The 638-nt window shown below is 46.2% G+C and carries 1 protein-coding gene; it reads left to right on the top strand.

All coding sequences use genetic code 11. From position 1 onward, the window contains the following. Positions 1 to 27: 27 nt before the first annotated feature. On the top strand, positions 28 to 638 hold a 611-nt coding region (locus AAAX77_RS09840), incomplete at its 3' end, for a hypothetical protein (RefSeq protein ID WP_349106101.1).

Below are 638 nucleotides of genomic sequence, written 5' to 3'. Positions count from 1 at the left end.
AAGAGCCGCTTTTGGTTGGCGACGCTCATGCAGATGACCTTCACGGGTTGGAAAGAGAGAGAGGAGGGAGAGGAGGAAGGAAGGGAGGGAAGAAAAGAGAAGGGAAAAAGAAGAAAGAGGAAGAAAAAGGAAAAAGGGAAAGAATTAGATAAAAGAGCAATCAGTGAAACAGCAGCGGAAGTGAGAAGTGATGTACAGGGGAGGGGAGAAGGAGAGAGAAAGGAGGGGGAGAGAAAAGAAGAAGGAGGGGAAGAAAAGAGAAAGGGAAAAGGGAAAAAAAAAGAGGAGGAGGAGAGAAAGGGGAAAAAAGGAAGGGAGAGGAGGGAAAAAGGGGAGAAAAAAGAAGGGAGAAAAAGAAGGGGAAAAAGAGGGGAAGGAAGAAGGGAGGAGAGAGGAAAGAGAGAGAAGAAAGAAGGAGAGAGAGAAGAGAGAGAAAGGGGAAAGAAAAGAGAAAAAGAGGAAGAAAGGAAGGGAGGAAAAGGGGGAGAGCGAAAGAAAAAAAGAGGACAGAGGAAGTCAAGAAGAGGGGGAGGAGAGGAGAGAGAAAAGAGAAAAAGAAAAGGAAAGGAAAGAGGGGGGGGGAAAGAGAAGAGAGAAAAGAAAAGGAGGAAGGAGAAGAAGGAGGAAGAGCGGAAAAG

Source organism: Collinsella sp. CLA-ER-H6 (genome assembly GCF_040092305.1).
GTDB lineage: Bacteria > Actinomycetota > Coriobacteriia > Coriobacteriales > Coriobacteriaceae > Collinsella.
The sequence above is the reverse complement of the archived record's forward strand: the minus strand, read 5'-3'. Positions and strand labels throughout refer to the sequence as shown.